General features: G+C 43.9%; 21 protein-coding genes and 1 rRNA gene. 14 read left to right on the top strand and 8 right to left on the bottom strand.

All coding sequences use genetic code 11. The annotated features are described in order from the left end of the window. Positions 1 to 226: 226 nt before the first annotated feature. The 4 genes from L4C38_RS17550 to L4C38_RS17535 all read right to left on the bottom strand — a co-directional run bounded on the left by L4C38_RS17550 (position 227) and on the right by L4C38_RS17535 (position 2653). Positions 227 to 676, bottom strand: a complete 450-nt coding sequence (locus L4C38_RS17550; RefSeq protein ID WP_428798851.1) for a DoxX family protein — start codon at positions 674 to 676, stop codon at positions 227 to 229. A 16-nt stretch (positions 677 to 692) separates the two neighbouring features. Then, positions 693 to 1463, bottom strand: coding sequence for an HvfC/BufC family peptide modification chaperone (locus L4C38_RS17545; RefSeq protein ID WP_428798850.1), 771 nt, complete (start codon positions 1461 to 1463; stop codon positions 693 to 695). Next, positions 1460 to 2320, bottom strand: a complete 861-nt coding sequence (gene bufB, locus L4C38_RS17540; RefSeq protein WP_428798849.1) for an MNIO family bufferin maturase — start codon at positions 2318 to 2320, stop codon at positions 1460 to 1462. Before bufB ends, L4C38_RS17545 begins: the two co-directional genes overlap by 4 nt. 78 nt (positions 2321 to 2398) lie before the next feature. Next, on the bottom strand, positions 2399 to 2653 hold the full coding sequence (locus tag L4C38_RS17535) for a BufA1 family periplasmic bufferin-type metallophore (protein ID WP_428798848.1): 255 nt from the start codon (positions 2651 to 2653) through the stop codon (positions 2399 to 2401). Positions 2654 to 2910: 257 nt separating this feature from the next. Here L4C38_RS17535 and uvrD point away from each other — a divergent pair, with 257 nt between their 5' ends. Next, positions 2911 to 5085, top strand: coding sequence for a DNA helicase II (gene uvrD, locus L4C38_RS17530; protein ID WP_428798847.1), 2175 nt, complete (start codon positions 2911 to 2913; stop codon positions 5083 to 5085). 1149 nt (positions 5086 to 6234) lie between these two features. On the opposite strand, the gene rarD is transcribed toward uvrD, so the two are convergent. Beyond that, positions 6235 to 7158, bottom strand: coding sequence for an EamA family transporter RarD (gene rarD, locus L4C38_RS17525; RefSeq protein WP_428798846.1), 924 nt, complete (start codon positions 7156 to 7158; stop codon positions 6235 to 6237). Between the two features lie 147 nt (positions 7159 to 7305). Between rarD and recQ the strand changes: the two genes are divergently transcribed. The 3 genes from recQ to L4C38_RS17510 all read left to right on the top strand — a co-directional run bounded on the left by recQ (position 7306) and on the right by L4C38_RS17510 (position 10349). Next, the gene (gene recQ / locus L4C38_RS17520) at positions 7306 to 9144 is read left to right on the top strand and encodes an ATP-dependent DNA helicase RecQ (RefSeq protein ID WP_428798845.1); all 1839 of its coding nucleotides are present in this window, start codon (positions 7306 to 7308) and stop codon (positions 9142 to 9144) included. Beyond that, positions 9137 to 9466 carry a DUF3630 family protein gene (locus tag L4C38_RS17515; RefSeq protein ID WP_428798844.1) on the top strand — a complete coding sequence of 110 codons (330 nt, stop codon included), beginning with the start codon at positions 9137 to 9139 and terminating at the stop codon, positions 9464 to 9466. The genes recQ and L4C38_RS17515 overlap by 8 nt, the downstream gene beginning before the upstream one ends. Before the next feature lie 214 nt (positions 9467 to 9680). Beyond that, positions 9681 to 10349 (top strand): 7-cyano-7-deazaguanine/7-aminomethyl-7-deazaguanine transporter, encoded by a 669-nt coding sequence (locus L4C38_RS17510; RefSeq protein ID WP_428798843.1) that lies wholly within the window; start codon positions 9681 to 9683, stop codon positions 10347 to 10349. Positions 10350 to 10521: 172 nt separating this feature from the next. Here L4C38_RS17510 and ptsG read toward each other — a convergent pair whose 3' ends face one another. Beyond that, positions 10522 to 11991: a glucose-specific PTS transporter subunit IIBC gene (ptsG, locus tag L4C38_RS17505; protein ID WP_428798842.1), complete on the bottom strand. Its 1470-nt coding sequence runs from the start codon at positions 11989 to 11991 to the stop codon at positions 10522 to 10524. A gap of 235 nt (positions 11992 to 12226) precedes the next feature. Between ptsG and L4C38_RS17500 the strand changes: the two genes are divergently transcribed. The 3 genes from L4C38_RS17500 to L4C38_RS17490 are packed head-to-tail and all read left to right on the top strand — an operon-like array spanning position 12227 to position 15688. Further along, positions 12227 to 12934 carry a response regulator gene (locus tag L4C38_RS17500; RefSeq protein ID WP_428798841.1) on the top strand — a complete coding sequence of 236 codons (708 nt, stop codon included), beginning with the start codon at positions 12227 to 12229 and terminating at the stop codon, positions 12932 to 12934. After that, positions 12924 to 14426 (top strand): ATP-binding protein, encoded by a 1503-nt coding sequence (locus L4C38_RS17495; protein WP_428798840.1) that lies wholly within the window; start codon positions 12924 to 12926, stop codon positions 14424 to 14426. The genes L4C38_RS17500 and L4C38_RS17495 overlap by 11 nt, the downstream gene beginning before the upstream one ends. Before the next feature lie 2 nt (positions 14427 to 14428). Continuing rightward, positions 14429 to 15688: an ABC transporter substrate-binding protein gene (locus L4C38_RS17490; RefSeq protein ID WP_428798839.1), complete on the top strand. Its 1260-nt coding sequence runs from the start codon at positions 14429 to 14431 to the stop codon at positions 15686 to 15688. 59 nt (positions 15689 to 15747) lie between these two features. Here the strand turns inward: L4C38_RS17490 and gppA are convergent, their stop codons facing one another. Beyond that, entirely contained in the window at positions 15748 to 17238 is a 1491-nt protein-coding gene (gene gppA / locus L4C38_RS17485; RefSeq protein ID WP_428798838.1) for a guanosine-5'-triphosphate,3'-diphosphate diphosphatase, read from the bottom strand. A 3-nt stretch (positions 17239 to 17241) separates the two neighbouring features. After that, a complete protein-coding gene (rhlB, locus tag L4C38_RS17480) occupies positions 17242 to 18543 on the bottom strand; it encodes an ATP-dependent RNA helicase RhlB (protein ID WP_428798837.1) in 1302 nt (433 codons plus the stop codon). Between the two features lie 111 nt (positions 18544 to 18654). On the opposite strand from rhlB, the gene trxA reads away from it, so the two are divergent. The 7 genes from trxA to L4C38_RS17445 form a co-directional block, all read left to right on the top strand. Next, positions 18655 to 18981, top strand: coding sequence for a thioredoxin TrxA (trxA, locus tag L4C38_RS17475; RefSeq protein ID WP_428798836.1), 327 nt, complete (start codon positions 18655 to 18657; stop codon positions 18979 to 18981). A gap of 200 nt (positions 18982 to 19181) precedes the next feature. Continuing rightward, positions 19182 to 20441, top strand: a complete 1260-nt coding sequence (gene rho, locus L4C38_RS17470; protein ID WP_428798906.1) for a transcription termination factor Rho — start codon at positions 19182 to 19184, stop codon at positions 20439 to 20441. Between the two features lie 101 nt (positions 20442 to 20542). After that, positions 20543 to 21541: a hypothetical protein gene (locus L4C38_RS17465; protein WP_428798835.1), complete on the top strand. Its 999-nt coding sequence runs from the start codon at positions 20543 to 20545 to the stop codon at positions 21539 to 21541. A 91-nt stretch (positions 21542 to 21632) separates the two neighbouring features. Continuing rightward, a complete protein-coding gene (gene ubiD, locus L4C38_RS17460) occupies positions 21633 to 23483 on the top strand; it encodes a 4-hydroxy-3-polyprenylbenzoate decarboxylase (RefSeq protein WP_428798834.1) in 1851 nt (616 codons plus the stop codon). Then, entirely contained in the window at positions 23483 to 23752 is a 270-nt protein-coding gene (locus L4C38_RS17455) for a 2Fe-2S iron-sulfur cluster-binding protein (protein WP_428798833.1), read from the top strand. Before ubiD ends, L4C38_RS17455 begins: the two co-directional genes overlap by 1 nt. A gap of 14 nt (positions 23753 to 23766) precedes the next feature. Then, on the top strand, positions 23767 to 24480 hold the full coding sequence (gene fre / locus L4C38_RS17450) for an NAD(P)H-flavin reductase (protein ID WP_428798832.1): 714 nt from the start codon (positions 23767 to 23769) through the stop codon (positions 24478 to 24480). Positions 24481 to 25057: 577 nt separating this feature from the next. Further along, positions 25058 to 25127: ribosomal RNA gene (locus L4C38_RS17445) — 16S ribosomal RNA — on the top strand; the annotation flags it as partial.

The following is a 25127-nucleotide window of genomic DNA, read 5'->3' as shown; positions in this document are numbered from 1 at the left end:
CTAGTCACCGTTCTCAAAAGAATGGTTCACTATGCTCCTAGATAGCTCCAACTTTGCTGCTTAGCAGAAACTCTCAACTACTTTGAGAATGATTAGGTTTTAAGAGGCTTTGCTCTTTGGACGCCTAGCTACACCGCCAACTAGTTTGGCTTAGTTCTAGATTTGGCTGATCAGAGATAACAAAGCCTTCCTCTTGGAAGGCTTTTTGCTGTGTGATGTATTGGGGTTAGCTTTGCAGTTTGTTTTTAATGAGCTTATCAGCGGAGATTGGTCCCGGTCCCCAAACGATCACGATAAGAATCATTAATCCCCAGAGCTGGTGGTCATAGAACCCTTGTTCCCAAAGAGCAGGATAGGAGACGACGGCGATAATATTGAATACAAACAATATGGCTGCCATTGGGCGAGTCAGTAAGCCAAGTGCAAGGAATACTGGGAGGATCAGTTCGGCGGCTGTGCCCATGTAAGCGGCGAGTTCCCATGGTAAGAAGGGCACTTGGTATTCCAATTCAAACAAATATAGCGTGCTATCCCAAGTGGCTATTTTTACTAAGCCAGAATTGAAGAAAACCCAAGCAACCCATAAACGACAAAATAGCAGCAGTAGCGGTACGAACATACATTGCAGTTTGCTTATCAGGTCATCATAGGTCTCAATCATGTTTTTTGTTGTCATGGTTCTCTCCTAAATACTATTCGCTCGCCAGTTGAGGTGGTAACGAAAATCCGGCAAGCAAATTGAGTTCGATGATTTTATTCAACGCGCTGAGGCATTGTGGTTCTATGCCACCTAGCGTGAGTTGTTGGTAGAAACCATCAAGTAATTGATAGCTATTTTGATCGAGCGCTAGACTCCAGACTTCTCCAGATTCATTACAAGCACAGACACCTTGCTGAGCTTGTTGAATATCCAAACTTGAGAGTTGTTCATCGTGATGGGTTATTGCTTGTTGTAACGCATAGACGGCAAAAGGACTTGTAAGCAACACGACATCAGGGTGTAAGTGAAAGCGGATATTAGCGTGTTGCTCTGTGGGTATTTTAGCTAAGTCTACCAAGTCGTATTGAACGGAATTATTGCGTGAAAAGAGCTGTTGGCTCACATCAAGTGACCACTCAAAACGGGCGACTTCCGCAATATAAGGCGCGGCTTGCATCACTGCATCAAACTGCTTCAGTGAGTGGTCAAAGTGTTCACCGTAGTGAGTGACATCACCACGAGTTAAAGGCTGATTAAGTACGTGATGACGGGCAACTTGAGCAAAGCACTCCTCCCCGAGCAGTGCTTGTACCATGGGGTAAGTAGCCTGCAAAACTTCACTTAAGCTGATGATGAAGTTATTTCGATAGATTTGCATTCGTTCGTCAGCACTAAATACGTCGCTAACAATGGAACACTCTTCACCACTGGCTTGGTAGTGGATGGCGCGGGAAAATTGATGCTGAAGATCGGCGAGATTCATGATGCCTCCCTTGCAGCAGTAAGCTCTATGCTACGTACAATCGCACTGGCTTTTGCAGCCTCAGAAAGCAAAACCTCAGGTTCAGGAATATCCAGATCCCACTCGATTAATGTATGTCTTGCACCATGTTGAGTCACCCATGATTGAAACAACTGCCAAACTTCATCGCTGACAGGACGGCTGTGGGTATCAATCCAAATTTCGCCTTTATCGAGTTGTTTTACAGTAAAGCCTGCCAAATGAATTTCATCGACGGCATCGATAGGAATCCCAGCTAAGTATTCATTCGCGGTAAAACCATGGTTAAATGCTGAGACATGGATATTGTTAAAGTCGAGCAGCAATCGGCACTGTGTGCGTTGTTGAACCTCAGCAAGGAAGTCCCATTCAGCAATGGTAGAGTGGGTAAATTTGAGATAGCTAGATGGGTTCTCAATTAGCATTGGGCGTTTCAGTACATCTTGCACTTCCAATACATTACGGCAAAAAACATTAAGTGCCTCTTCGGTGTATGGTAGTGGCAGCAAGTCATTGAAGTAGTGACCACCGTTTTCACTCCAGCTTAGGTGATCAGAAACTAACATCGGCTCTATCTCATTTACTAGCGAGCCAAGTTGTTGAAGATGTTGGCGGTTAATGCGCTCAACACTGCCAAGTGATAAACCTATTCCATGACAGCTAATTTGGTATTGCTGACGAATTTTTCTCAATTGTTGTCGAGCAATAGAATCGGGCTTGAAATAGTTCTCACTGTGGATCTCTAACCAAGAGAGTTGCGCAGGCTCGGTTAAGAAGTAGTCCAGATGTGGTGCGCGTAGACCGATACCGATAAGAGGGTGTTGAGTGGCTGAAGTCACAAGTTGTCCCTAACGAAATGAAGTAGATTTAGAGGGCGCGCGCCGGTTGAGCAGCAGCGCGCCAAACTCATATGACGGTTACTCGGTGCTACCACCGGCAAGTTTGTCGCAAAGCCCTTTAGGAACAACTACGAATGCATCTTTTTGGCTATCTTCTTTGGCTGTACCAGCACAAGAGCTGGTTTTTGTTGCGCAGTCATTTTTGCCTGCTTTAGCCACGCCATAACACTTTTCTTTTTCTGCTGCGACTGCTGGTGCTGCGGTTAGCATAGTGCCGCCTAGAGCAATTAGACCAGTGATAGCAGCAGTTACAGCAAGATTAGACTTTTTCATAGTAATTTCCTCAGACTGATTTCCTTTGATTAAAATTGGCAATCTGTTCAATGGATTGCTCACTTAAAAAGATAGATAAGCGCGGAGAAAACTTTCAAAAAAAACTCAATGAGATTAAAAAAGCAGCAAGTTATTGATCTAATGCACTGAAACATAACGGTAAAAAAAATGAAAAAAAATTATCCGAATTGTGGTCAAATCCGACATCTGTTTAGGTTATAATCAACTTTTATGTATAAATAACCAGTAGCTTAGCCATGATGGATCCCTCTTTACTCCTCGACGGTCTGAACGATAAACAACGTGAAGCTGTTGCAGCCCCGATTGAAAACCAACTTGTTCTTGCCGGAGCAGGGAGTGGTAAGACACGTGTGCTTGTGCACAGAATTGCTTGGTTGATGTCGGTAGAGCAAGCTTCACCGTTCTCAATTATGTCGGTGACATTTACCAACAAAGCGGCAGCAGAAATGCGTGGTCGTATTGAAGAGCTTATGATGGGTAGTTCATCTGGCATGTGGAACGGTACGTTTCACGGTATCTGCCACCGAATTCTTCGCGCCCATTATCTCGATGCTAAGTTACCGGAAGATTTTCAAATCATTGACAGTGATGATCAGCAACGTTTATTAAAGCGACTGATCAAAGCGCAAAATTTAGATGAGAAACAATGGCCAGCACGACAAGTATGCTGGTGGATCAATGGCAAAAAAGATGAAGGTTTACGCCCTCAACATATTGATGCTTATCACGATCCAATCACCAAGACCTACCTGCAACTATATAGTGCCTACCAAGAGACCTGTGATCGCGCTGGTCTAGTCGATTTTGCCGAAATTTTGCTACGTGCGCACGAACTTCTACGTGATAAAAAGGCAATCCGCGAACATTATCAAGCACGCTTTAAGCATATTCTTGTTGATGAGTTTCAAGATACCAATAACATTCAATACGCTTGGCTACGCATGATGGCAGGGCCTGCGACACACGTTATTATCGTCGGTGATGATGACCAATCGATTTACGGTTGGCGTGGGGCGAAAATTGAGAATATTGAAAAATTTACGCTAGAATTCCCAAGTGTGAATACCATCCGATTAGAGCAAAACTACCGTTCGACTAAAACCATTCTAGAAGCATCGAATACCCTGATAGCCAATAATACTGAGCGAATGGGCAAAGAGCTGTGGACTGATGGTAGCGTGGGTGAGCCAATTTCTGTCTATTCTGCTTACAATGAGCTAGATGAAGCTCGCTTTGCGGTGAGCAAAGTGAAAGAGTGGCAGGAAAAAGGTGGTGTACTCAATGATGCCGCGATGTTGTATCGCAATAATGCTCAATCACGTGTATTGGAAGAAGCATTGTTGCAAGCTGGTTTGCCTTACCGAATCTACGGCGGTATGCGATTCTTCGAACGCCAAGAAATTCGTGATGCGCTGGGTTACCTACGTATTATCAACAATCGTGATAACGATGCGGCTTTTGAGCGTGTGGTTAATACTCCAACTCGAGGCTTGGGTGACAAAACGTTAGAAACGGTTCGTTTTGCTGCGCGTGATCGAGGTTGTACATTATGGGAAGCTTGTATTTCTCTGATTGATGAGCAGGTTTTAACGGGACGCTCAGCCGGTGCATTAAGTCGTTTTATTGAATTGATTAATGCGCTTGAAGACGACACATGCGAGATGCCATTGCATCAGCAAACTGACCATGTGATTAAATCTTCTGGTTTGTTTGCTATGTACGAGCAAGAGAAAGGCGAAAAATCTAAAGCGCGTATAGAGAACTTAGAAGAATTGGTTACCGCAACTCGCCAATTCGAAAAGCCAGAAGAAGCGGAAGAGATGAGTGAACTCACGGCATTCTTAACCCATGCTGCGTTAGAAGCGGGTGAAGGGCAAGCTGACGAATTTGAAGATGCTGTGCAGTTAATGACGCTACATAGTGCGAAAGGTTTGGAGTTTCCCTTGGTGTTTATGGTGGGTGTGGAAGAAGGTATGTTCCCAAGCCAAATGTCTGCTGAAGAGGCTGGACGTTTGGAAGAAGAGCGTCGTCTGTGCTACGTCGGTATGACACGTGCGATGGATAAGCTTTACATCACTTATGCAGAAATGCGCCGCTTGTATGGTCAAGATAAATACCACAAACCGTCCCGCTTTATTCGAGAATTACCAGAAAGCTGTTTAGATGAAGTACGAATGAAGGCACAAGTAAGCCGACCAACCAGTAGTGGCAGATTTAGCCAAACTGTGGTGAAAGAAAGCTTTAATGAAACTGGCTTTACTCTAGGCTCTCGCGTTAAGCACCCTAAGTTTGGTGAAGGTACCATCATCAACTTCGAAGGTAGCGGTCCACAAAGTCGAGTACAGGTCGCCTTTAATGGTGAAGGAATCAAGTGGCTCGTCACTGCTTACGCCAGATTAGAAAAGTTGTAACTAAGACAGAAATTCAAACTCAAAGGAGTGCTTCGGCGCTCCTTTTTAGTATTTGACCTATGGGTATCCAAAAGCTACCAGAGCGGTACATTAGGCAAAATTGAGTAGAGTGCTGTCTGAGGAGCAAGGGCGAGAACTGATAAACATAGCCATCTATGTGATGGAGTTTGTGAATGAAGCCAACGAAGCTAGCAACACAAAGAAGAAGACAAAAAAAGAAAAACCCCGAGGGCAAAAGCCCTTCGGGGTTATAGTCTTACTCGCAGCAATCCGGCTACTATAGGTGCTCCATGCATCAAATCCATGATAGTGTGCTGTAGTCCGTCAGCGTAATCCTTTCGTCGCCATCCTAGCGGTGTCCTTGACCTTATCCTGGTCTACTAACAATCCTCGTTAGCTCTCATCACTTGATCCCTGAGCGGTGTCCATGACATCATCCTGATGTTCAGTCCTTGCCTCGTCCAGAGGTGTCCATTTCCCATCCTTAGTAGCAACCATCCTAGTTACTATTGCGTCCGTTCAATGTCCAATTTGCTATCCGTGCCGATCATTCTTCCTGAATAACCGTATCTTCTTCCTGAAGACTACCTAATCCTTGGTAATTTCCTGTTCCGTGTCAGTATCCTTCCGACAGGTTTAATATTACGTTTTTTTTGATTTAGAACAATCTATTCAAAGCGATTCTTTATGCTGAAAACTGATCGATTACTCTTGGTCTTCTTTAAATTCAACTAGTTACGCTTTTTCTCTTTCGTTTATCTGTACGACAATACGAGATATCCGCATAGTTTTGTAAGAGATCTCTCACAAGAGGGTGGGCAGATCGATGATCACCTATGAAAACGCTATTACAGTGATATCGCTTATTGAGCTCCATAGAATCATTAAACCAATTAAAGTGAACATAATTCCGCATGTACTATCGATATGTTGGAATGGTTTTTTTTAGCTTCAATTGTAATCTAAGATTTGAGAGAGAAGATTTTGATTCGTTGTTCATTGTGGTGAAATTGCTGATGGGGACCCGCGATCAAATTGATCGATTCATTAATCGTATTGCGATAATTGGCGTGATCCATAATGAAAAAAGCTTGATGAAAATTTCATCAAGCTTATCGCTGAACAATTACAATGTCTTGAAAAAAACGATCAGGTATCGTTCTTTACATGGGCTGATTTTTTGTTGCGACGATTATTGCGTAAACCATCGAAACTGAATACAGCCAATGCTCCCCAAATAAATACGAAGGTAAAGGCTTTATCCATGGCAAAGGTTTCACCGTATACAGCGACCGCTAACAAGAACATTAGACTTGGACCTATGTACTGGAAGAACCCAAGTGTTGAAAGTTTTAAGCGAGTTGCTGCACTGGTAAAACACAACAGAGGTAAGGTGGTGATAATACCAGCGGAAAACAACAACAGGTTAAGCGAGAGTGGGTTGCTGGTAAAATCAGAGGTTGCAGAGTCAGCAATCCACACTAAATAGATCAGTGCGGCAGGTGCTAATACTAAGGTTTCAACAAATAAACCAGTTTGTGCCCCTACGCTTACTTTTTTACGTAGTAAACCATAAAAGCCGAAGGTACATGCCAACGCGATCGCAACCAATGGTACTGAACCGAATGCAATCAATTGGATTAGAACACCAACCGCCGCCAAAGCAACCGCGAACCACTGCATCTTCCTCAATCGTTCCCCGAGAAATAGCATCCCCAGTAAGACATTTATTAGTGGGTTAATATAATAGCCTAAACTGGCGTCTAACATATGATTGGCGTTGACGGCCCAGATAAAAATTAGCCAGTTGACCCCAATTAGAATGGCAGAGGTAGTGAGGTAAATAAGTTTACGTTTATCGGAAAAAATGGAGACAACGGATCCCCAGTGGCGACCAAAATGGAGTAACGCCGCTAACAAAAAGAATGACCACACGATACGGTGGCTAAGAATCTCTAGCGCAGGAACGCCACTTAGAGATTTGAAGTATATCGGTGCAATTCCCCACATGGTGTAGGCACTGATAGCAAGCAAAACGCCTTGGCGTGATTGTTGTTGTTCTTCGGTAGTCATACAAGATCACTAAGTGTATTTAATAAGTACGGAATCTATCAGTATAAGATCCGGTTAAAGAAACACCTAGTAATTTGCAGTTTAACTAACCACCATTCCCCTCTACAATGTGCTCCCAACCTCATTATGAGATAATAGAGAAAACAAATGACCTCATCATTCCTTGCCCAACCTGACGAACAGGTGCTCATCAATGCACAAAATGTGCTTGAGCAGGTGTTTGGCTATCAAAGATTTCGAATAGGGCAAGAACAGGTCATCGATTTAGCCATAGAAGGGCGTGATAGTTTAGTTATCATGCCGACTGGTGGCGGTAAATCACTTTGCTATCAGATACCGGCTCTAGTTCGCAGCGGAATCACGTTAGTCATTTCCCCGCTTATCTCATTGATGAAAGACCAAGTTGATCAGCTTAAAGCTGATGGTGTTGCAGCCGAGTGCATTAACTCAACGATGCCCAGAGAACAATTAATCTCGGTTTACAATCGTATGTATTCCGGTGAGTTAAAGTTGGTTTACGTTTCTCCAGAACGCGTATTGATGCGTGATTTCATTGAGCGATTACAAAATATTCCACTTAGTATGATTGCTGTGGATGAAGCGCATTGTATCTCGCAGTGGGGGCATGACTTTCGTCCAGAGTATGCGGCGTTAGGGCAGTTAAAACAGCATTTTGGGCATGTTCCGTTTATGGCGTTAACGGCGACGGCGGATGATGCCACCCGAACAGATATCACCACCCGTTTGAACTTAAATGACCCTCATATACATTTGGGTAGCTTTGATAGACCGAACATTCGCTATACCTTACTAGAAAAACACAAACCGGTTTCGCAGGTGATTCGTTACCTTGATACACAGAAAGGTAACTGCGGCATTATTTATTGCGGCAGTCGTAAGAAAGTCGAAATGCTGACGGAAAAATTGTGCAATAACCATATTCGAGCGGCGAGTTATCATGCTGGGATGGATGCTGACGAACGTGCTTATGTACAAGAAGCATTTCAACGGGATGATATTCAAATTGTTGTTGCGACAGTGGCATTTGGTATGGGTATTAATAAGCCGAATGTCCGTTTTGTCGTGCACTTTGATATTCCGCGAAACATTGAATCGTACTACCAAGAAACAGGGCGTGCAGGGCGAGATGGCTTACCTGCAGAAGCCGTCATGCTGTATGACCCGACGGATATTAATTGGTTACGTCGCATGTTGGATGAAAAAGATGACGGACCACAAAAACAAGTTGAGGCGCACAAACTCAATGCCATGAGTGCTTTTGCTGAAGCGCAAACATGCCGTCGTCAGGTTTTACTCAATTATTTTGGTGAATATCGCGACAAGCCTTGTGGTAACTGTGATGTCTGCTTGGACCCGCCCAAGCATTTTGATGCTACTAAAGAGGCGCAAAAAGCGCTTTCATGTGTGTATCGTGTCAACCAGAATTTTGGTATTGGCTATGTGGTAGAAGTACTTCGTGGGATGCAGAATATCCGCATTCGCGAGTATGGACATGACAAGCTCTCCACGTATGGTTTAGGGCGTGATCACAGCCATGATTATTGGGTGAGTGTATTTCGCCAGTTAATCCACAAAGGTTTGCTATTTCAAAATATCACGCGTAACTCAACCTTACAGCTAACAGAAGAAGCGCGCCCATTGCTACGAGGTGAGATGTCATTAGAGTTGGCTGTACCACGTTTGGATACGGCAACGCGCGCAGCAAAATCAGATAAATTATCGAGTAAAAATTACGATAAGAAGCTATTTGCCAAGTTGCGCAAATTGCGTAAGTCGATTGCCGATGAAGATGGTTTGCCACCGTATGTCGTGTTTAGTGATGCTACCTTGATTGATATGGCGGACATTTTACCTACCTCATATGGCGAGATGCTGGCCGTTAACGGAGTTGGCCAGCGTAAATTGGAGAAGTATGCTGATTCATTCTTAGATTTAATTCAGGAGCACATAACCCAACATGGCTAATCAGCAAACGGAATTTGGCTTGATAGATTATCAATCGGATCAGGGAAGCATCATTATTCGTGCTCCAAGCTTTGATTTTGACACCTTCCCATTAATAGGGGAGCGCCTGCTGACCACACTATCGGCTCATGTAGTCGAAAAACAGTGTGATGCGGATATTCATGTATGGTTAATTGACTTCGAAGGTTGTCAGTTATTTCTCAAAGCGGAGCACTACAGTGAAAGTGTTTGGTTTGAATCCCTAGCGGGTACCGACAGTAAAGAAGAGTTGGAATATTTAGCTAATTTGTTCGCCGTTGGTTTTGACCTTATAAAAATATGACACTAGAAAAGCATCTTGCAGAGCAAGTTGGTTACTGTATAATCGCCCGCCTCGCATGATTGCAGTGTTTATCGCTCAACGTGCACATTTTAATTTTTCATATTATTGGTAAGAATTTATTGAGATTTTTGACTGATCGCTTGTCGATAGTGAGACGTTTTAATTGATTCGATTTGGGTTCCCTCACCCCCAAACCAAACTAAAAAGGTACAGCATGAGTAACTTCACACCTGCGCAAAAGCGCAACGCCCTGATCTATCTAGCTTTATTTCATTTGATCATCATTGCATCAAGCAACTACCTAGTTCAACTTCCATTTACCGTCATGGGTTTTCATACCACATGGGGTGCATTCACTTTCCCATTTATTTTTCTAGCCACCGATCTCACCGTACGTATTTTTGGTGCTCAAATGGCTCGTAAAATCATTTTCCTAGTGATGCTTCCTGCTTTAGCGGTATCGTACTTTTTGTCGGTGGTGTTTTTTGAAGGTCAGTACCAAGGTTTTGCACAGCTTGGTGAGTTCAACTTGTTTGTGGCGCGGATAGCGATCGCGAGCTTTATGGCATACTCGTTAGGTCAAATCATGGATGTGCATGTATTTAACCGTTTACGCCAAATGAAGAAATGGTGGGTTGCACCAACGTGCTCAACACTGTTCGGTAATGCGTTAGATACTATTGCCTTCTTTGCGATTGCTTTTTATCAAAGCCCAGATCCATTTATGGCTGAGCATTGGACGGAAATTGCTCTAGTCGATTACGGTTTTAAACTCGTCATTAGCCTTGGTTTATTTGTACCAATGTACGGTGTTTTGCTTAACTTCCTCACTAAGAAGCTCACATCAACAAATCCTGATTTTAAAATTGCCGGTGCGAATTAGGCTTTAATCAAGCAAGGTAGTCGAGGATTGTGATACTAGCGAGGGGTATCACTAATGAAATTGTTGGCTATCTGTGTGGTTATATAGAATGAAAAGGCGGTGTTTAACACCGCCTTTTTTATGAAGCAAAGCTCCTTTTTAACTTGAGAACTTAAGCAATTAAGTGGGGGAACTAAGATGCATTAAGGACTGCCGTTATATCAGTTTTGATATTGTCTGATTGGGTACCAAAAATTGCTTGCAAGTTATCTCCGATTACCACGACATCGACAGCTCCAAGTGCCTTAATTTTCGGAATGTTTGCAGCAGCGATGTCTTTGAGGCTAACGCGTAAACGTGTGATGCAAGCGTCAACATGAACAATATTTTCCTTACCGCCCATTGCTGTGACTAAATCTTTTGCCAGTTCAGCAGGTACAGCTATCGCGCTCGCCAGTTTCTCTTCGGCAGATTCGTCTTCTCGACCAGGCGTTTTAATATCAAATTTTGTGATAGAGAAACGGAACAAGAAGTAATACAACGCTGCCCAAATTGGACCAATGATGAAGTAGTACGCTGCGTTTTCTGACAATCCCCAATAGAGGAAGAATTGTAATGCACCATGGGCAAAGTCGGTACAATGAAGTATTTCGAAGTAGTTGGTAATAGCAAAGGCGATACCAGTGAGTACACAGTGAGCAACATACAGTAATGGTGCCACAAATAGGAAGGTAAACTCGATTGGCTCAGTGATACCTGTTAACCATGAGGTGAAAGCGGCAGAAGCCATTAAACCACCAACCATGACTTTTTTCTCTGGTTTAGCACAGTGGTATATTGCTAATGCTGCTGCTGGTAATGCCCACATGCTATACATAAAGCCGCCAGCAAGACCTGTCGCGGTTTTGTCACCAGCGAAGAAGCGTGCCAATTCACCACGCACCACGTCACCATTTTCATTGATAAAGCTACCCACTTCAAAGTACCACACAGTATTCCAAACATGGTGTAAACCTAGAGGAATAAGAGCTCGTTCTACAAATGCGTATATGCCGAATGCAGTAGGTTGACCTAGTTGACTGATTGCATCAATACCACCGTAAATAACTTCACTGAAAAGTGGCCATACGTAACCGCCTAAGATACCTAAAAACAGCGACACAAATGCAGTTATAATTGGCACGAAACGCTTTCCGGCAAAAAACGCTAAGTAATCAGGCAGTTTGATAGTGTGATAACGATTGAAAAAAAATGCTGCCAGACAACCAATGAGTAGCGAGCCGAAGATACCAGTGTTCAAACTGCTGATACCTATCATTTCCGTCAAATAGTTTTGATGTTCCTCGATTCCACGCAGAGCAACCGTACGCCCCATTGCGGCATTGAACACCACCCAACCAGCTATTGCTGCCAAAGCGGAAGTACCATCGTTGTTTTTGGCTAGACCAATCGCGACACCGACAACAAACAACAGTGTAATGTTGCCGAAAATCATATCGGCTGATTGCATCATTACCGACCAAAATGCATCCGGTAATAATAAATGTTGAGATAACCCGAAGTTACCAATACCAAGCATCAAACCAGCTGCTGGCAGTACCGCGACCGGAAGCATTAGCGAGCGCCCGACCTTTTGTGCTTGTCCAAAAAATGAACTTAACATAACCATTCCTTCTTGAGTGGAGTGTAATTTGTCCCAATTGCAATTGGGATAAAGTGATCATAATGGCTTTGAAAACACGCTAGGTATCATTTGGATAGACTTTTGTAACGGCTCAGTTACATAGCCTAAACGGTCAAGATAAAGGCGTGAACTTGTTCGCAATATTTGCGTGACGGTGGGCTAACTCGTACTTCGCAAGCGATGATTAGACACTGCAAAAGCAAAGAGGTGTTCGATGACGTATCAAAAACGAATCTTAATTGTTGATGATAGCGAAGAGCTAAGAGAAGCTCTTAGCGCATACTTGATTAAATCAGGGTTTGCTGTCACCACTGCCGCGGATGGTGTAGAGATGCGCTCTGTGCTCGCTCAAGGTGGGCCAAGTCTTATCATTCTTGACATCATGTTACCGGGAGATGATGGTTTTATTCTGTGTAGCCAGATCCGAAAAACCTCAAATGTGCCAATCATTATGCTTACTGCTGTTACCGACGAAATTGATCGCGTTACAGGCTTAGAGCTTGGTGCAGATGATTATGTACCGAAGACGTTTAGTCCACGAGAATTGTTAGCCCGAATCAAAGCGTTGTTGAGGCGCTCTCAATTTAATCAAGGTTTAGATGGGGCGCGCTATATCTGTTTTCTTGATTGGAAACTCGACACTTTAGCCCGCGTTTTAGTTAGCTCAAGTGGTGAGGAGTCAACGCTCACGGGGGCTGATTTTTCGCTGCTAAACCTCTTCTTACGCCATCCCAATAAGCCATTAAGTCGCAATCAGATATCTGAAACAATTCGTGGTCGTGAAGCTATGCCAATGGAGAGAGGAATTGATATTCAGGTTAGTCGTTTGCGCGCAAAACTGGATGATCATGACCATCTACTGATCCGAACGTTGCGAAACGAAGGGTATATGCTGAGTGCGGATGTGATCCATGAAGCCTAACCCTGCGTGGTTAAGTAGCAGCTTGGCACGCTTATGGCCGTTGGGGCTCGCCAGCCGCACTATCTTAATGCTGTCTATCGTAATTCTTACCTCGCAAGCTTTGACCAGTGCAGTTTGGTATCACTATGGCCAACAGCAAGAGAAAGAAGGCTTAGAGAAAGCCTTAGAAAGCATTGCTGCGAATGCGGCGTTTACGGTTTCTCACTATCGCAAGCTGCCTCGAGCTAGTCGCCACCTTATTCTTGAGCAGAACCGCAGCATGGGAGGAACGCGTTTTTTTATCTCTTTAAACAGCAAGCGTATTGAAATTGATGGCTTAGAAGAGTCGTCTCGCAAAGGGGCTTTTGAACGTAGCATCGAAAGCGTTTTACGTCGAACACTTGGTAAGCAAATGTCAATCGACATTAATTTTGGTTTGCGTGATCAATTAAGAGTTTATGATGCAGAAGTATCGTTAGACGATATTCCCCATGCATTTGCTCGCTACACGATTGAAAAACTAGAGGGTGATCCGCCAGTATTAGTGATGCAATTCCAATTGCCCAGTGCCGACCGCGATTTCATTCACGGTAATCAGATGGAGCAATGGCTCTATTTAGCGACCAACCTCCCCGCGCCATATCTGTCAATTGAATCTCGTTTTATTGAACCGCGACAATTGCACTTTATTTTGCTGACTTCTGTTTTAGTGTTGCTTTGCACTTGGTTAATTGTCCGACGAGAGATTCAACCGATAAAAAACCTAGCCAGAGCGGCTAAATTAATGGGGAGCAAAATGGAAGCGCCGATCATAAAAGAGGAGGGGAGCGGAGAGTTGATTGCTGCGGTACATGCTTTTAATACCATGAATCGCCGTATTCGAGCTTACATTCGCGATCGTGATCTGCTGTTTGCTGCCATCTCACATGATCTAAAAACGCCGATTGCTTGCCTTAAATTACGCACAGAGATACTGGATGATGAAGAAGTAAAAGGTTGTTTTGAGAGATCATTGAATGAGTTGGAGTTTGTCGTGAAAGGCGCATTGCATTACATCAAAAACACCGACATCAGTGAGCAGATCGAGTGGGTTGACATCAATGAGGTGCTGCTAGAAATACGCGCTTTCTATTCCTCTGATGCGTCGCATAAAGTGACTATTGTTGGCTCAGTGACAAGTCTATTGTTATGTAAACCCGTCGCGATAAAGCGCATGCTTCACAACCTGATAGAAAACGGCATTAAATACGGTACTAATGTTGAAGTCAGCATCATGGATACGCCGCGCAATTTGGTGATAAAAATTCGAGATTATGGTCCCGGAATTCCAGATGAACTGCGAGAGCGAGTGTTTGAACCCTATTTTCGAATACGCAAAGAGAAGCAAGAGGGGACGGGGTTAGGTTTGAGTATTGTAAGGAATATTATTCGTGGTCACGCTGGGAAATTAATGCTGAAAAATCATCCTCAGGGTGGCTTAGTCGTAACCCTGTCGCTACCTAGAGAGGAGTAATAATGAAGCGAGTCATTCTTTCTGTCTTAGTGCTGATCACAAGTTTGACTGCACAAGGGGAAACTGCTGAGTTTCTTCATTGGTGGACATCTCAAGGTGAGCGACAAGCACTAGCGGAACTGCAAGCTGAATTCTTAGAGCAAGGCATCGAGTTAGAAAGCTCGCCAGTATTTGGTGGCGGAGGAGATACCGCGATGACAGTCTTGCAGGCGAGAGCGATTGCCGGAAACCCGCCAGAAATAGCGCTGGTTGAAGGTCTTGGCATTCAATCATGGGCGACGCTTGGTTTTGTGCGAGATCTCCACTCTGTTGTCACTGAGAAAAACTGGGCACAGCGATTTCCCCGTATGGCTGTGGATATTAATACTTTTCAACAACGCTTTGTTGCCGCTCCATTGAATATACATAGAGTAAATTGGTTGTGGGTAAATAAACCGATCCTCGACCGCTATGACCTGACTCCACCGACGACGTGGCAGGCTTTCTTTCCGATTGCTGAAAAGCTAAAAGCGGAAGGTATTCCTGCTCTAGCGATTGGCAATGAACCTTGGCAACTCTCTATTTTGTTCGAGTCTTTAGCCTTGGGATTGTATGGTAGTGACTACTATCGAGAATTGTTTATTGAGTTTGATCAAGCATTGGCAGCGAATCAGAAAACAGTGGACTTGTTTAAAACGTTTCGTCGCCTGAAACCCTATATGCTAGTCTCAAATAATGCACTATCGTGGGAGCAGGCAACTAAACAGCTGATGCAACAACAGGCTGCTATGCAGCTTCAGGGGGATTGGGTGAAAGGTGACCTAACTGCCATGGGTTATAAACCCCAAGTCGATTACTATTGTTTACCAGCTCCAGGGACTGCTAATACTTTTATATATAATATCGATAGCCTAGTCTTGTTTCGGCAAGGTACGGATGCCTCACAAGAAATGGTTCAAAAGCTTGCTTCAGTTATCGTATCACCTGATTTTCAAGTCAGATTCAATCAGAAAAAGGGTTCTATTCCCATACTTCGTAATGTCGACATGAGTTCATTTGATGATTGCGCCAAAACTGCCAAACAGCAATTTGATTACGCCGAGCAGCATGATAGTTTGCTGCCAAGTATATCTGACTCAATGGCTGTGGCGCCTGAGTTGCAAGAAGCAATGTTAGCGCTTATCAGTCATTACTTTAATGACGACGCCTATACGGAGAAAGAGGCAATCAAGCAACTGCTAAAAATTGCTGCTAGCGTCGGTTTTACTAATCTGGATAAATAAAAGTAAAAAAGGGCTGAATGCAATTAAGTTTAGCCCTAGACGTTTGCTTTTACCGGTGGTTAGTGACTCATTATGTTAAGAGGCCAACCTATATCGCTTTGACGGTTCGCTTCAATTTCTAGATCGGCAGCGGTTAGTGGATTATTTGCTAACCAAGCTGATGAGACGCTCAGTTTTAATTTGTCATCTTCTGACTGCAGCGATACTTGCGGTTCAAGCTCTGGGTTGCGTCGATGAGTGAGTAGTACTGCTAAGCGTAATAAACGCAACAGGCGTTTAGCGCTCGTGCTAGAAATAGCATGTTGCTCTGGTAGTGAAGTTAATTGCTCGCGGTAACGGCGAGTTACTTCAGCGAGGCAATGTTTCTGTGCACGAGTATAGCCAGGTAAATCAATATTTTTTAGTAAGTAAGCGTTATGCTCACCACCTTTTTTAAAATCGATAGCTAAACCAATTTCGTGCAGTCGCGCAGCTGTCTCAAGTAACATCTTGGCTTGTGACTCTACCAGCCAATTCACTTGGCACTGTTGTAGTAGATCATTAGCCAGAGTGGCAACTTGTTCGCCATAAGCATGATCGATTTGATAACGATTTTGCACGCTAGCAATCGTACGTGCTCGAATGTCATCTTGTTTTAGTTCATCGACCATGTCATAGACTAAGCCTTCACGTAGAGCGCCGCCAGCGAGCGTCATAGAATCAATTTTAAGCAGCTCAAAAATGGCGATCAAGATCGACAAACCACTTGGAAATACTAATGCACGTTCAAGTGTTAAACCTTCAATTTCCAGTTCTTCTAGGTGATCTGAAAACATTGCCTGCTTTTGAAGGCGTTTCAATTTGGCGTGCGTGATAACTTCATCCATGCCTTGTGCGAGCATGATCTCTTGCAAAGCTTGAACTGTGCCAGAAGCACCGACGCAGACATTCCAGCCTAAGTTGGTGTATTGCGCTAGGATAGGTTGTAAGGTCTCTTTCGCGGCTGCAATAGCTTGGTTGAAGTTGCTGCTGTTGAGTTGACGATTTTTAAAATGACGCTCTAGCCAAGTCACACAGCCCATTTTAAGGCTAGTGAGCGCTTTAGCTTCAAAGCCTTCACCAATAATGAGCTCGGTACTTGCTCCGCCAATATCGACAACCAGTCTACGCCCGCTGCCACCAGAGGTATGTGCCACACCTCTATATATAGTGGCAGCTTCTTCGTCACCGCAAATTACGTCAATGTTGTGACCAAGAATTTGATTGGCTTTTGTTAAGAAAACATCCACGTTGGTGGCGGTACGCAACGTTGCTGTGCCGACAATACGAATGTTCTCTTGGGGAATATCTTGCAGTCGTTCTGCAAACAGACTCAAGCAGTCCCATCCTCTTTGCATAGCTTCTTGAGTTAACGCATTGTTTTCGTTTAACCCAGCAGCAAGACGTACCTTGCGCTTGATTTTAGCCATGGTTTGAACGCTGCCATCAATGTGACGCACAACGAGCATATGAAAACTGTTCGACCCGAGGTCGATAGCAGCGTAAAGCGGAGAGGGAACGGCTTGGCTCACGACTTAAGAATCCTTGTGCTGACGTGGTGGACGAGAGCGATTTGGTTTACGGTTACCAGAACGAGAACCACCTGTATTGGTGCGACGTTGTTGCTGGTTACGTGTACGTAGACGGATCGGCGCAGGTAATTCTTGAATTAGTGCCGATGAGTCATATTCCGAAACCGGAATTGCGTGCTCAATATACTCTTCGATTCCTGGCAGGTTAATCGCGTATTGCTCACAAGCAAAGCTAATTGAACTGCCGCTAGCACCAGCACGACCGGTACGACCGATACGGTGTACGTAGTCTTCACAATCGTCAGGTAAGTCATAGTTGAATACGTGTGTTACTTGTGGGATGTGTAGACCACGAGCCGCAACATCAGTTGCAACTAGGATGTCCACTTCACCTTTAGTAAACTGTTCAAGGATGCGCTCGCGTTTTTTCTGCGGAACATCACCAGTCAATAGACCAACACGGTGCTTATCCGCCGCGAGGTGACCCCAAATCGATTCACAGATATGTTTAGTGTTAGCAAATATGATTGCGCGATCAGGCCATTCTTCTTCAATAATAGTTTGCAAAAGGGACATCTTATCTTCGTTAGAAGGGTAGAAGAGTTCCTCTTGAATGCGATGACCTGTTTTTTGTTCAGGCTCAACCACAACGGATTCGGGCTCGTTCATGTGCTCAAACGCGAGTTCTTGTACACGATACGAAAGCGTCGCAGAGAACAACATATTTAGGCGACTTTTTGGATCTGGCATGCGACGGAATAAGAAACGAATGTCTTTAATAAAGCCAAGATCGAACATGCGGTCTGCTTCATCCAAAACTACAGCTTGAATGCAGTTCAGGTTGAAAACACGTTGTTTGTGGAAATCAATGATACGACCAGTCGTACCAATTAGAATGTCCACACCTTGTTCCAATTTAGCTAATTGCTTCTCGTAGCTTTCGCCACCATAAGCAAGTGCCGCTTTAACACCGGTACTGTTGATTAGTGATTCAGCATCATTATAGATCTGAATCGCCAATTCTCGCGTCGGAGCCATAATAATGGCACGTGGCTGGTTTGGTTGGCGACCTTCTATCTCAGGCGTCGTCAATAAGTGGTTAAAAGTAGCAGTAAGGAACGCTAATGTCTTACCAGTACCCGTTTGGGCCTGGCCTGCAATGTCACGGCCGGTGAGCAGGACCGGCAGCGCCAGAGCTTGGATAGGGGTACAAAATTCGAACCCTTTATCTTCCAAACCCTTTGTAACTTGGGGCTGTAGCCCCAAATCGGCGAACTTTTGCTCTGTGATGTGCGTCTTCTTCATCGCTATAGAATATCAGCTTAAGCTTGCAATACGAAAGTAAATACATTCCAATAGGGCATCTCATTACTGGTTATTACCCAACCAGTACCGAAAAACACAGTGGAGTGGAAGATGAGTGATAAGATTTTGCAGCTTACTGATGATGGTTTTGATAACGATGTAATCAATGCTGCAGGCCCTGTTCTTGTTGATTTTTGGGCGGAATGGTGTGGTCCTTGTAAGATGATTGCGCCGATTCTGGCTGAAATTTCAGAAGAGTACGAAGGCAAGCTCACTATCGGTAAACTGAATATCGACCAAAACGCAGGTACTCCACCTAAATTTGGTATCCGTGGTATTCCAACGTTACTTCTTTTTAAAGATGGTAGCGTAGCAGCAACGAAAGTTGGTGCGCTGTCTAAAACTCAATTAAAAGAGTTCTTGGACGCCAACCTATAAAGGGTTGTTAAAATAAGACCGTGTGTTGATCAATGCACGGTTTTGTTTTTGAACGGCAACAAAAGATAGACTAGGCTAGTATTTAGTGATAATTTATCGCACGTTAATTAAACAGTATTCTCTTCTTGGTCGATCCTGAGACCGAATTCATCTTAAACTACAAAACAGATCCTATTTTGACTAAACAATCATCTACCACCATGAATCTCACAGAATTGAAGAACAGACCTGTGTCTGATCTTGTTAAACTTGGCGAAAGCTTAGGTTTAGAAAACCTTGCGCGCCTAAGAAAACAAGACATCATCTTCGCTATCCTTAAAGCGCATGCAAAAAGCGGTGAAGACATCTTTGGAGATGGGGTTCTGGAGATTCTTCAAGACGGTTTCGGTTTCCTGCGTAGCGCAGACAGCTCTTACTTAGCTGGTCCTGACGATATTTACGTGTCACCAAGTCAAATTCGTCGTTTCAACCTTCGTACAGGTGATTCGATTGCCGGAAAAATTCGCCCACCAAAAGATGGCGAACGTTACTTTGCTCTACTTAAAGTAAATACGGTAAACCATGACAAGCCAGATAACGCTCGTAACAAGATCTTATTTGAAAACTTAACCCCTCTGCATGCCAATGAGCGCATGGTTATGGAGCGTGGTAATGGTGCGACTGAAGATATCACTGCACGTATTCTTGATCTTGCTTCACCAATAGGTAAAGGTCAGCGTGGTCTGATTGTTGCTCCGCCTAAAGCGGGTAAAACAATGTTGCTGCAAAACATTGCACAAAGCATTGCATACAATCATCCTGAGTGTGAGCTAATGGTACTTTTGATCGACGAACGTCCAGAAGAAGTGACCGAGATGCAACGCCTAGTAAAAGGCGAAGTAATTGCATCTACATTCGATGAACCAGCATCTCGTCACGTACAAGTGGCAGAAATGGTAATTGAAAAAGCGAAACGCTTAGTAGAACACAAGAAAGATGTAGTGATCCTATTGGACTCAATCACTCGTCTAGCGCGTGCATACAACACAGTAGTACCTTCATCAGGTAAAGTACTTACTGGTGGTGTTGATGCAAACGCATTACATCGTCCAAAACGTTTCTTCGGTGCAGCTCGTAACGTAGAAGAAGGTGGTAGCTTAACTATCATCGCTACGGCACTAGTTGATACTGGTTCTAAGATGGATGAAGTAATCTACGAAGAGTTTAAGGGTACAGGTAACATGGAACTGCACTTAAACCGTAAGATTGCTGAAAAGCGCGTATTCCCAGCGATTGATTTCAACCGTTCTGGTACTCGTCGCGAAGAGCTTCTAACTAAATCAGATGAACTGCAGAAAATGTGGATCCTACGTAAGATTGTTCATCCAATGGGTGAATCTGATGCAATGGAGTTCTTGATTGATAAGCTAGCAATGACTAAAACTAATGACGAATTCTTTGATGCAATGCGTCGTCAGTAATTAGATTAATGCGATAGCGCCACCGTTTTTACGGTGGCGTTTTTGTTTGCATTCTATTTGTTGTGCTTGCACAATAAAGAAAATGTTATAAGGAGGTTAACATGCAACAAGGAATGTTGTCGTCGCTTCTCCTATCCCTGTTTTTGGCGCTAGGAATCCCCCACGCTATGGCAACTCAAATGTCCCCTGAGCGGGTTGAGTTGTGGCGTCAAAGTGATCATATGCAATCGAAAGTGGCGGAACTTTTGCAGTATGCCATGGAAGATAATATTGATACGCTTAACTTTTCCCTTGAACGCCTAGCGTTCCCTCAGCAAGAAGTCGCCCGCTATCAGTTATTGCAGAAGCTAGAACAGCAAAACGTAATTTTAACACCTAAAATGGCATTATTTGTTGAGCAGCAAAAAGCAATGGTGCCCACTTATCAGGTATTGGAACGCGGTGATGGCTATGAATTCACAATACCCGCATTTAACTATCCTGCTATCGCGAGTCGACTACTTAAACGCTGGAAACAAGACCAATCCACATTAGCTTTTGTGCTACAAGCTGAACGTCACGAACTCGAATTGCGTACATGGTTAACGGAAGGTTCAGACTATCAAACCCAAACGCGAGAGAAGCTTCTCATACGAGAATTAGATAGCTTATCGCTAGAAGCGGTGAAGGCTATCACAGATCAATTCACTGAGGAGGCGGTAGTGAGTTGGTTGCCTTCTGCTGAAGTCATGGTGCGTTTGGCTCAAGTGAGTGAAGACCCAAGTGTTTATAAACTGGTTTGGTTGATGAAAGCAAATCATCACAGTGAAAATGAGTTATTACGTTTGGGTGGGGTTGCCGATGCTTTCGCTGTACAGCAAATCATGCAAGCGGCTAGTAATCCGAGTCTTAATGAATTAGCAATAACGCAATTAGTAAAAATTAAACCCATGACTTCATCGGTGAAAAACTTTCTCATCGCTCGAATGGGCAGTGATGATCAGGCCCCTTTTGTGGTGAGACAACTTGCTGAACAGGGATACTCAACTTGGTTGGCCGAGTTAGCAAGTAGTGATGCTCGCGTTAAGCGAAGGCATATTATTAATGTCATCAGTCAATAAATGTAGGGTGAATAACCACAATTAAAAGAGGGATCGTCGATTCCTCTTTTTTGATATACTGCACGTAGTTTAACCAGCCATCAGAAGATCTATGAGTTTTAAGGACTTACGCGATTTTATCGACCAGCTAGAGCAGCAGGGAAAGTTAAAACGCATCACTTACCCAATTGATCCGCATTATGAAATGACGGAAATTAGCGACCGTACGTTACGTGCAGGCGGTCCGGCTTTGCTATTTGAAAACCCAATTGGTTATGACTATCCGGTACTCACGAACTTATTTGGAACCGCAGAGCGAGTTGCTATAGGTATGGGGCGAACGGAAGTTAAAGAGCTACGCGAAGTTGGTAAGTTACTCGCCTACTTAAAAGAGCCCGAGCCTCCAAAAGGTTTCAAAGATGCATTCGATAAATTGCCCTTATTTAAACAAGTCCTCAATATGCCCGCAAAACGACTTCGTAAAGCACCTTGTCAGGATATTGTATGGCAAGGGGACCAAGTCGACTTAGATAAAATTCCGGTGATGAGCTGCTGGCAAGATGATATAGCACCGTTGCTTACTTGGGGTCTTACCATTACTAAAGGTCCCAATAAAAAGCGCCAAAATCTCGGTATCTATCGCCAGCAAAAGCTGGGAAAAAACAAAATCATTATGCGCTGGTTAGCCCATCGTGGTGGTGCTTTGGATCTACGAGACTGGATGGAAACCAATCCGGGGGAGCTATTTCCTGTATCCGTTGCATTTGGCGCTGATCCAGCAACTATCTTAGGCGCGGTTACTCCCGTGCCGGATACTTTATCAGAATACTCATTTGCAGGTTTATTGCGTGGCAGCCGAACAGAAGTTGTAAAATCAGTTAGTAATGAACTTGAGGTTCCAGCGAGCGCAGAAATCGTGCTTGAAGGTTATATTGATCCAAATGAGTTTGCCGATGAAGGTCCATATGGTGATCATACGGGTTATTACAACGAAAAAGAAAAGCATCACGTATTTACCATTACGCACATAACTATGCGCAAAGACCCTATCTATCACAGCACGTATACCGGACGCCCGCCAGATGAACCTGCCGTGTTAGGTGTTGCACTTAATGAAGTATTTGTGCCTATTTTACAAAAGCAATTCCCTGAGATTGATGACTTCTATCTACCACCGGAAGGGTGTTCATATCGCATGGCGGTCGTGACAATGAAGAAGCAATATCCGGGTCATGCTAAACGTGTGATGATGGGAGTATGGTCTTTCTTACGTCAGTTTATGTACACCAAGTATGTCATAGTGTGTGATGCATCGGTCAATGCTCGAGATTGGAGCGAAGTGACCAAGGCGATGACTGAGACCATGGACCCGGTGCGTGACACCTTGATGATCGAGAATACCCCAATAGACTCTCTTGATTTCGCTTCGCCTGTTGTAGGGCTCGGATCTAAAATGGGATTGGACGCCACGATTAAGTGGGATGCCGAACTCGCATTATCTCCAGAAGAACCGACTACAGAATTAAGTGATGCAGATAGTAAGCTTGAAGCTATCAAACATAGCATGCCGCAAATAATTGATATTTTCCTGCCACAAGGTGCGAAATCAGGTCAGATGATAATGGTCTCGATCAAAAAGCAAAGCGTCGGAGAAGGGCGACAGGTGATCGAAGGTATTTGGTCGCAGCTTGGAGAGTTGATCGATCCTAAATTTGTCATTGTGTGCGATGATGATGTTGATATTCGTGACTGGAATGACGTTATCTGGGCGGTAACAACTCGCATGGATCCAGTTAGAGATAGCCTATTGCACACGGAATCACCGTCAGGAGTTGGGCGAATGGGGTGGGATGCTACTAATAAACTTGGCAATGAAAAGCTAAGAGAGTGGGGGATTCCGATTCAGAAAGATCCACAGTTAGTTGCGAAAATCGATTCCATTTGGCAACAATTGGGCATTTAATGTCATATAACGTTACCCTGCTACCGAGTCAGGTACAATTTGAAGTCCCTAACGGGCAAACCGTGCTGGAAGCTGCGCTCAACAATAATATAGGCTTCCCACACCGTTGCCAGGTTGGTGCATGTGCGATGTGTATGTGTAAAAAAGTGTCGGGTGAAGTGAGTTATGAACTTGAGCCGATGCTTACCGAAAAAGAACAACAACAAGGCTGGATGTTTCCTTGTCTAGCTCATACAGAAAGTCATTTAGTCCTTACTTTTGAAGAGTAAGTAAGAGGAACACCATGAGTATTCAATGTAAAGTAAAGTCAATTGAGCCTTTGGCGTGTAATACCTACCGTATTCTGCTTCACCCAGAAAACCCAGTGACATTTAAAGCTGGTCAATACTTAATGGTTATCATGGGTGAGAAAGACAAGCGGCCATTCTCTATCGCCAGTAGCCCTTGCCGACATCAAGGCGAGCTCGAACTGCATATAGGAGCTGCGGAGCATAATGCTTATGCGCTTGAAGTGGTGGAAGCCATGAAATCAGCGCTCGCGAATGATACTTCTATCATGATTGATGCCCCTCATGGTGATGCTTGGATCCGAGAAGACAGTAAAAGACCACTGCTACTGATAGCTGGCGGTACAGGGTTCAGTTACGTGCGTTCTATTTTGGATCACTGTGTTGCACAAAATAAAGAGAATCCGATCTATCTGTATTGGGGCGCGCGCGATCGTAGTCAGCTATATGCAAAAGCCGAGTTGAAAGCCATCGCAGCGAAGTTCAGCAATGTACACTTTATCCCAGTAGTAGAAGATGCTCCTCAAGATTGGCAAGGAAGGGTGGGTAACGTGCTAGAAGCGGTTAGTGAAGATTTTGTGTCACTTGAGAGCCATGATATCTATATCGCGGGTCGCTTTGAAATGGCAGGAGCGGCGCGAGAACAATTTACACAGAATAAGCAGGCAAGAAGTGACAGAATGTTCGCAGATGCCTATGCTTTTATATAGAAACAGCAAGCTATACCGGAATTGAAGAGAGCAAAATGCTCTCTTTTTCGTCTTTTTGATGATATTTTCAACGAAACATCTTTTTTTCTGGTTTTTTTGAAAAAAAGGTTGCCAATGAAGCTCAGTTATCTATAATGCGCATCCACTGACAGGGCAGACGCCATAAGGCTTCAGCGCTAGTCAGCGAAGTGAAAGCTTCTGAGAAAATAAATTGAAAAAGTGTTTGACTCTCTCAATTATCTCGTTAGAATTCACCTCCGCTTTGAGAGAAACTCTTAAAGCAAAGCTCTTTAACAATATAAACCTATCAATCTGTGTGGGCACTCGTTGATGATAATCCAATAAGTTATTCTGTTCCTTTTTATAAAGAGCGGCAATGACTGTTTCTTCGGGAACACATTGGGTTCAATGAACTGAGTGACCAATACGAATAGCTACTTTCTCTTGTAGAAAGGAATTATTTGGCACAGTCAATTCATTATCATTCTGTTGGAATGATAATAGCTTTAGAATTACATGTTTATCTTYGGATAAATATTAGTTTTGAAGTCAGTATTCATTGAGCCGAAAAAACTTTAAATTGAAGAGTTTGATCATGGCTCAGATTGAACGCTGGCGGCAGGCCTAACACATGCAAGTCGAGCGGT

It is taken from the genome of Vibrio kasasachensis (assembly GCF_050337565.1).
GTDB lineage: Bacteria > Pseudomonadota > Gammaproteobacteria > Enterobacterales > Vibrionaceae > Vibrio > Vibrio kasasachensis.
Note: the sequence above shows the minus strand (reverse complement) of the source record. Positions and strands in the feature narration are given on the sequence as shown.

Excerpts from the sequence above, each read along its gene's own strand:
- ptsG (WP_428798842.1), bottom strand. The coding sequence starts at position 11,991 with ATGTTAAGTTCATTTTTTGGACAAGCACAAAAGGTCGGGCGCTCGCTA.
- ubiD (WP_428798834.1), top strand. The coding sequence starts at position 21,633 with ATGAGTTTTAAGGACTTACGCGATTTTATCGACCAGCTAGAGCAGCAG.
- L4C38_RS17510 (WP_428798843.1), top strand. The coding sequence starts at position 9,681 with ATGAGTAACTTCACACCTGCGCAAAAGCGCAACGCCCTGATCTATCTA.
- L4C38_RS17545 (WP_428798850.1), bottom strand. The coding sequence starts at position 1,463 with ATGAATCTCGCCGATCTTCAGCATCAATTTTCCCGCGCCATCCACTAC.
- L4C38_RS17490 (WP_428798839.1), top strand. The coding sequence starts at position 14,429 with ATGAAGCGAGTCATTCTTTCTGTCTTAGTGCTGATCACAAGTTTGACT.
- L4C38_RS17535 (WP_428798848.1), bottom strand. The coding sequence starts at position 2,653 with ATGAAAAAGTCTAATCTTGCTGTAACTGCTGCTATCACTGGTCTAATT.
- L4C38_RS17550 (WP_428798851.1), bottom strand. The coding sequence starts at position 676 with ATGACAACAAAAAACATGATTGAGACCTATGATGACCTGATAAGCAAA.
- L4C38_RS17495 (WP_428798840.1), top strand. The coding sequence starts at position 12,924 with ATGAAGCCTAACCCTGCGTGGTTAAGTAGCAGCTTGGCACGCTTATGG.
- rho (WP_428798906.1), top strand. The coding sequence starts at position 19,182 with ATGAATCTCACAGAATTGAAGAACAGACCTGTGTCTGATCTTGTTAAA.
- uvrD (WP_428798847.1), top strand. The coding sequence starts at position 2,911 with ATGATGGATCCCTCTTTACTCCTCGACGGTCTGAACGATAAACAACGT.
- L4C38_RS17455 (WP_428798833.1), top strand. The coding sequence starts at position 23,483 with ATGTCATATAACGTTACCCTGCTACCGAGTCAGGTACAATTTGAAGTC.
- fre (WP_428798832.1), top strand. The coding sequence starts at position 23,767 with ATGAGTATTCAATGTAAAGTAAAGTCAATTGAGCCTTTGGCGTGTAAT.
- L4C38_RS17465 (WP_428798835.1), top strand. The coding sequence starts at position 20,543 with ATGCAACAAGGAATGTTGTCGTCGCTTCTCCTATCCCTGTTTTTGGCG.
- recQ (WP_428798845.1), top strand. The coding sequence starts at position 7,306 with ATGACCTCATCATTCCTTGCCCAACCTGACGAACAGGTGCTCATCAAT.
- L4C38_RS17515 (WP_428798844.1), top strand. The coding sequence starts at position 9,137 with ATGGCTAATCAGCAAACGGAATTTGGCTTGATAGATTATCAATCGGAT.
- trxA (WP_428798836.1), top strand. The coding sequence starts at position 18,655 with ATGAGTGATAAGATTTTGCAGCTTACTGATGATGGTTTTGATAACGAT.
- rhlB (WP_428798837.1), bottom strand. The coding sequence starts at position 18,543 with ATGAAGAAGACGCACATCACAGAGCAAAAGTTCGCCGATTTGGGGCTA.
- rarD (WP_428798846.1), bottom strand. The coding sequence starts at position 7,158 with ATGACTACCGAAGAACAACAACAATCACGCCAAGGCGTTTTGCTTGCT.
- L4C38_RS17500 (WP_428798841.1), top strand. The coding sequence starts at position 12,227 with ATGACGTATCAAAAACGAATCTTAATTGTTGATGATAGCGAAGAGCTA.